Annotated in this window: 6 protein-coding genes; 2 read left to right on the top strand and 4 right to left on the bottom strand. The window is 63.5% G+C overall.

Going from position 1 to position 5,394, the window contains the following annotated elements; all coding sequences use genetic code 11:
• Positions 1 to 1,751 (bottom strand): TonB-dependent receptor (locus tag ABSG20_RS28830; RefSeq protein WP_423867861.1); only part of this gene is annotated, 1,751 nt, incomplete at its 3' end.
• Positions 1,752 to 2,244: 493 nt separating this feature from the next.
• On the opposite strand from ABSG20_RS28830, the gene ABSG20_RS28825 reads away from it, so the two are divergent.
• Complete coding sequence (locus tag ABSG20_RS28825) at positions 2,245 to 2,925, top strand: site-2 protease family protein (protein WP_423867860.1); 681 nt, start codon at positions 2,245 to 2,247, stop codon at positions 2,923 to 2,925.
• Positions 2,926 to 2,978: 53 nt separating this feature from the next.
• Positions 2,979 to 3,383, top strand: coding sequence for a hypothetical protein (locus ABSG20_RS28820; protein ID WP_423867862.1), 405 nt, complete (start codon positions 2,979 to 2,981; stop codon positions 3,381 to 3,383).
• A gap of 42 nt (positions 3,384 to 3,425) precedes the next feature.
• Here the strand turns inward: ABSG20_RS28820 and ABSG20_RS28815 are convergent, their stop codons facing one another.
• From ABSG20_RS28815 to exbB, 3 genes are all read right to left on the bottom strand, one after another.
• Entirely contained in the window at positions 3,426 to 4,214 is a 789-nt protein-coding gene (locus ABSG20_RS28815; RefSeq protein ID WP_423867859.1) for an energy transducer TonB, read from the bottom strand.
• Positions 4,215 to 4,228: 14 nt separating this feature from the next.
• Positions 4,229 to 4,717, bottom strand: coding sequence for a TonB system transport protein ExbD (gene exbD / locus ABSG20_RS28810; RefSeq protein WP_423867858.1), 489 nt, complete (start codon positions 4,715 to 4,717; stop codon positions 4,229 to 4,231).
• Positions 4,718 to 4,720: 3 nt separating this feature from the next.
• Positions 4,721 to 5,394, bottom strand: a 674-nt coding sequence (gene exbB / locus ABSG20_RS28805; RefSeq protein WP_423867857.1) for a tonB-system energizer ExbB, incomplete at its 5' end; no start/stop codon positions are given.

Below are 5,394 nucleotides of genomic sequence, written 5' to 3'. Positions count from 1 at the left end.
GAGGCGATGCGGTAGTCGTTGGTGAATTCGACGCCGGTACGCTGGCTCGGCAACCCCGCCGCGGTGTCGCCGGTGTCGCCGTCGAAGAACAATTCCGAATCCTGGTGGATGTAGAACAGACTGATCGAGCTGTTGAGATCGGGCAGCGCGGTGCTGCGAACGCCGACCTCGGCGCCGCGCGAGCGCACCAGGAATGGCGATGAACCCTCCGGCGTCGCCGGACTGCCGGGCACTTCGGTCAAGACCGTGCTGCGTGCGTCGTTGCTGTGATAGCCCATGCCGGCGCCGACAAAAAACTCGGTCTTGTCGAATGGTCCGATCACCATTCTGAATTTCGGGCTGCCGATGGCCTCCTTGGGATTTCCCGAGTTGGCCGGCTGCAATACCGAATCGACCGCTGCCGCGAAATAATCGCCGCGCCATCCTGCGGTCGTCCGCAACCAGTCGCTCCAATGCACGGTGTTCTCGGCATAGATCCCGGCGTTGCCTTCGCCGACATGGTCATAGATGTAGGGCGACAGGAACTGGCGCCGGGTCGTATAATTCAGCGCGGTAGTGATGTCGTCATAGCGGGATTGGACGCCGAACGCGGTCTCGGTCGGCAGGTTGAACAGCGCGCCGTTGATGGTGCGCGAAATGCCACCGCCGCCGTAGACGCGATCATCGTGCTGATGGAATTGATCGCCGTTGACCGGGTCGATGGTGTCCCAGGTGAAGTTGTTGAAGAGGTTCATGGTGTATTTGGCGAGATAGGCGTTGGCCTTCCACGATCCGATATCGTCGGATTGCGCCATCCTGGCCGACAGCGTGAATCGGCTGGTGTCGCCGCCATCGGTCGGGTCGAGTTCGCCGTAAAGCCCGATCTGTCCCGTCGTCATGGCGCGCAGCGCGACCTGATCGGTCGAGTTCCAGGTGTTGCTGTAGGCCATCCCGGTAAGCGAAAAACCATCGGTCGCGGTGCCCTGGCTGTAACGCACCAGGCCGCTGAACTTTTTCATGTCATCGGAGGTGGTCCAGGGACCGGCATAGCTCGTGACTTCGCCGGCATAGAGCAGTGAACCGTCACCGACCTTGCTCGATCCGAGGCTGAGATATCGCGCATAGCCAAAGCTGCCGACGGTGAGCGACTGAATGTTCTGATCGACTGTGTCCCGCAGCGAAATATGCAGGTTGCCGGCATTTTCGAAGTCTCCGACGTCGGCAAAATACGGCCCCTTGCGGACATCCAGTCCGCTGACGGTTTCAGGAATGAGCCAGTTGAGATCGGTGTAGCCCTGGCCATGGGCATGGGTGGGCAGATTGATCGGGACATCGTCGAGAAACGTGGCGAGATCGGTGCCGTGATCGAGATTCCAGCCGCGCAGGTAATATTGGTTGGCCTTGCCGGCGTCGGCATGCTCGATCACCATCAGGCCCGGCGCCGCTTCGAGAATTTCGCCGGGATGCGTAACCGGACGCGCATTGAGATCCTGGCCGGAAATCGTCATCTGGCTCGCCATGCCCGGCGCCACCGCAGCGCCTCCGCCGATGTTGGGACCGCCGGTCTCGTAGGCCGACGGCGGCCGCGTCGGTGGGGGCGCGGGCTTGGCCGACCGGGTGACGGCGTTGGTCGGGTTAGGAGTATGCGGTTTGGGCGGTGGCGGCTTGCGTTTGGGGGAAACCACCGTGACGGCAGGAAGGATCCTGCTGTCGGATCGGGTCGACGGAGCGGTCGCAGCTGGCGCCGCGTCCGGCGAGGAAGGTTGAGGCACCGGCGTCCCCGCCGCGGGGGTCTCGTGAGCCGGCGGAGGCTGCAGCGGCGCCTGTGCCCAAGCGCCCACGCAGACCGACGAAATCAGAAAGGATGTGGATGCAAGCAACCGCTGACGCAACGACATGAATGCCCCCTGTTCAGAGGGGGGAGACGAACGCCGACACGCCACCAATAGCAGCGGATATACCCACTTCCCGCGACATCATCGGCGACGTAACAATCTACCCCCGTGCCCTCCGGCAGCGCCCTGTCCTGCCGAACGATGGCGGCGAACCTGTCACGCCGGTATGATGATGTCAATAAAAGTGCATACTGGCGTTGACAGCGATACGGGCTGGGTTGGCCCCGCCGCGCCAAGGAATTCGTTTACCTGGTTCGAGCTTCGCAAGGCTTCGGCGAGGGTACCCGCTTGATGCCGGGCTCTGTTCGCGCCGATCAATCGTGACTAGATGGCAGCGTGGCGCCATCCAACTAACCGGTCAGGATCATCCGTGAACATTACTCTCTACGACCTGTCGGTCTGGGTCGTGCCGCTGATCATCGCCATCACCTTCCATGAGGCCGCGCACGGTTTTGTCGCGCATCATTTTGGCGACAACACCGCCTGGGAGCGCGGCCGGGTCAGCTTCAATCCGCTCAAACATATCGATCCGTTCGGCACTCTCGTGCTGCCGGCGCTGCTGCTATTGTCGCATTCGCCCTTCCTGTTCGGCTACGCCAAGCCGGTGCCGGTCAATTTTCGCGCCCTGCGCAATCCGCGGCTCGACATGGTCTGGGTGGCGCTGGCCGGCCCGGCCACCAATATCGCGCTGGCCTTGGCGGCGGCGGCCGCCTTTCACGTGCTGCCTTTGGTCCCGGAGGGCGCGGCGCAGTGGCTCACCGACAACCTCAAAAACGCGGTTCTGATCAACGTCGTCCTGGCGGTCTTCAATATGCTGCCGATTCCGCCGCTGGATGGCGGCCGGGTTGCTGTCGGCTTGCTGCCGCGGTGGCTCGGCTACCCCCTGTCGCGGCTGGAGCCGTTCGGGATGATGATCCTGATCGGCCTTCTGATCCTGCTGCCGCTCCTCGGCGCCGAGCTCGGCCTGAATCTTGATGTTATTTCGGCGATACTGCGGACTGTGACCGGCTATGTGCTACGGTTACTTCTCATCGTGACGGGCAACGCGTAATACAATTCGAACCGGCAATCCGACCCGAGGCCATCTTGATCAAAGCAGCCGATATGTTGATAGCACGACGCGCCGACACCCGGGCGCGCGCGGATTTTGCGACCTGGAAGATGATGGCCAAGCTCAACGGCGCCTCCGCGCTGCCGGCCGAGGCCCAGCAGTTCCTGGCCAGCTACAAGGCGCAGCTCGAGATAATGCCGGAGGTCGAGGCCAGCGAGGCCACCATCGCGCTGATGTACAAGGCCTATTACACCGAGATGGGCGGAGCCGGCGCAGCCCCCGACGTCAAGGCCCGGGCGCCCAACCCCGTGGCCGGCAATGTCACCGCCTTCAAACGCCCGGCCGCCCAGCGGCCGAAGCCGGCCGCCGGACCGCAGGTAAAACCCCGGCTTCCCGTGGCGCTGATCTTTGCCTGCCTGGTCGTGGTCTATGTCGGCGTGCGATATTACCTGCGGTGAGGCGGGTGATCTCCGTATAGCGCTGCAGCTGCACGCCCGAGATCACTTGTGTCGCGCGAAGTCCACCGGCAAGATGAAATGGAGCCCCTCGTCGGCAACGAGCGGCGGAGGTTGCGGCACTGGATCGGACCGGCGCACCATGGCCATTGCCGCGCGGTCGAATGCCGGATCGCCCGATCCTTCGACGATGCCGGCCGAGACAACGTGACCCATCCGATCCAGATCAACGCTGAGGGTGATCTTGGCGGCCCTGTTGCCGCGCTCCTCCGGATAGATCAAGTGCCTGTTGAGATGCGCGACCAGTTTCTTTACCCATGTCGCCTTCACGCGCTGTAAATTTTTGCCGACGCCCTCCGCCGGGGCAGCCGAGCGCGGCGCTTCCTGAACACTATCGGAACTCGGCACGGCCGTCGCCACGGCGGCGACCGATTCCTCCGAAGCCGTGGTTGTCACCGCGGCGGTTTTCGCATCGTCCTCTTTGGGCTTGTTCTGGTTGTTCGGCGTAACCTGCCGATCCGGATTTTCGGCTTCGGTCGGCACGTCCTCCGGCAGTTCCGTGTCTTTGACCTCGGCTTTCTGTTCGGCCATCGCGGGTGAGGCAACGGCCGCCTCGGTGTCCGGCCCCGGCGGAAGATCGCTGGGTTCCAGATGCGGCGACGTCATCTCCAGCCCGATTTCAATCGCCGGCGCACCAAGATCGTCGTCGGGTTCAACAGTCCGCAGATGCGCCACCGCCAGCGCCGCACCACCGAGGTGCAGCGCGAGCGCGCCTATGCCGGCCAGTATCCACAACCGCCGTGATGGTCTTGGTTCGCTATCGAGTTCGGACATCGCCATCTCGCCGCTCAAGGTTTTACGTCCTCGGAGGCCCCCCCGGAGGGCTTTGCGCTTTCAGGTGCGGCGGCGGCCGGGACGCCCTCCAGCGCCACCAGCTTGATCTTGGAATAGCCGCCGGCGCGCAGAATCTCCAGCACGTCCATCATCTCGCCATAGGGCACCGAACGATCGGCACGCAGGAAGATAAAGCGGTCCTTGCTGGCGTCTTCCATGGCATCGAGCGAGCGCACCAGGTCGACCCGCTTGACCGGGGTTTCGCCGAGCGCCAGCGCCAGATCGGGCTTGATGCTGACATAGGTCGGCTTGTCCGGCTTCTTCTGCGGGGTCGCGGTCGAGGACGGCAAATCGATCGGAAGATCGACCGTCGACAGCGGCGCCGCCACCATGAAGATGATCAGCAGGACGAGGATGACGTCGATGAACGGCGTGACGTTGATCTCATGGGCTTCCGCGAAATCTTCGTCATCGAGTTCAGTATCTGCGAGCGAGATGGCCATGGCCTACTCCGCCGCGCGCGAATGCGCCGCCACATGGGTGCGATCGAGATCGCGCGACAACAGCCGCGCCGCCGCGCCCGACGCCCGGCCGACCAGTTCCAGATAGCCTTTGGTGGTCCGCGCAAAGTGATTGTAGATGATGACGGCGGGGATCGCCGCGGCAAGACCGAAGGCAGTGGCGAGCAGCGCTTCGGCGATACCGGGCGCGACCACGGCGAGATTGGTGGTCTGCGACTTCGAGATGCCGATAAAACTATTCATGATGCCCCACACCGTGCCGAACAGTCCGACGAATGGCGAGGTGGCGCCGATGGTCGCCAGCACACCCATGCCGAAATGGATCCGGCGCGCCTCGGCACGCACGATCTCGGCAAAGCTCGACGCTGCCCGCTCCTTGATGCCGGCATCGCTGGAAATTCCCGCCGACAACCGCGCCTCGCGCAGCGCGGCGGCGAGCAGCGCCGACAATACATTATCCTTATCCTTATCCCTGGCGCCCAGCGTGATCTGGGCGTCGGCCAGCGATTTCGACTCGCCGATCTTGCCGAGCGCGGCGCGCAAGCCGCGGCGGACCAGCGACAGCTCGATCATTTTCGCGATGCAGATGGTCCATGTCACCAGCGAGGCAAAGGCGAGCCCGATCATGACCGCCTTGACCAGGATATCGGCCGCAAGGA

Source organism: Bradyrhizobium sp., from assembly GCF_049512235.1.
Classification (GTDB): domain Bacteria; phylum Pseudomonadota; class Alphaproteobacteria; order Rhizobiales; family Xanthobacteraceae; genus Bradyrhizobium.
Note: the sequence above shows the minus strand (reverse complement) of the source record. Positions and strands in the feature narration are given on the sequence as shown.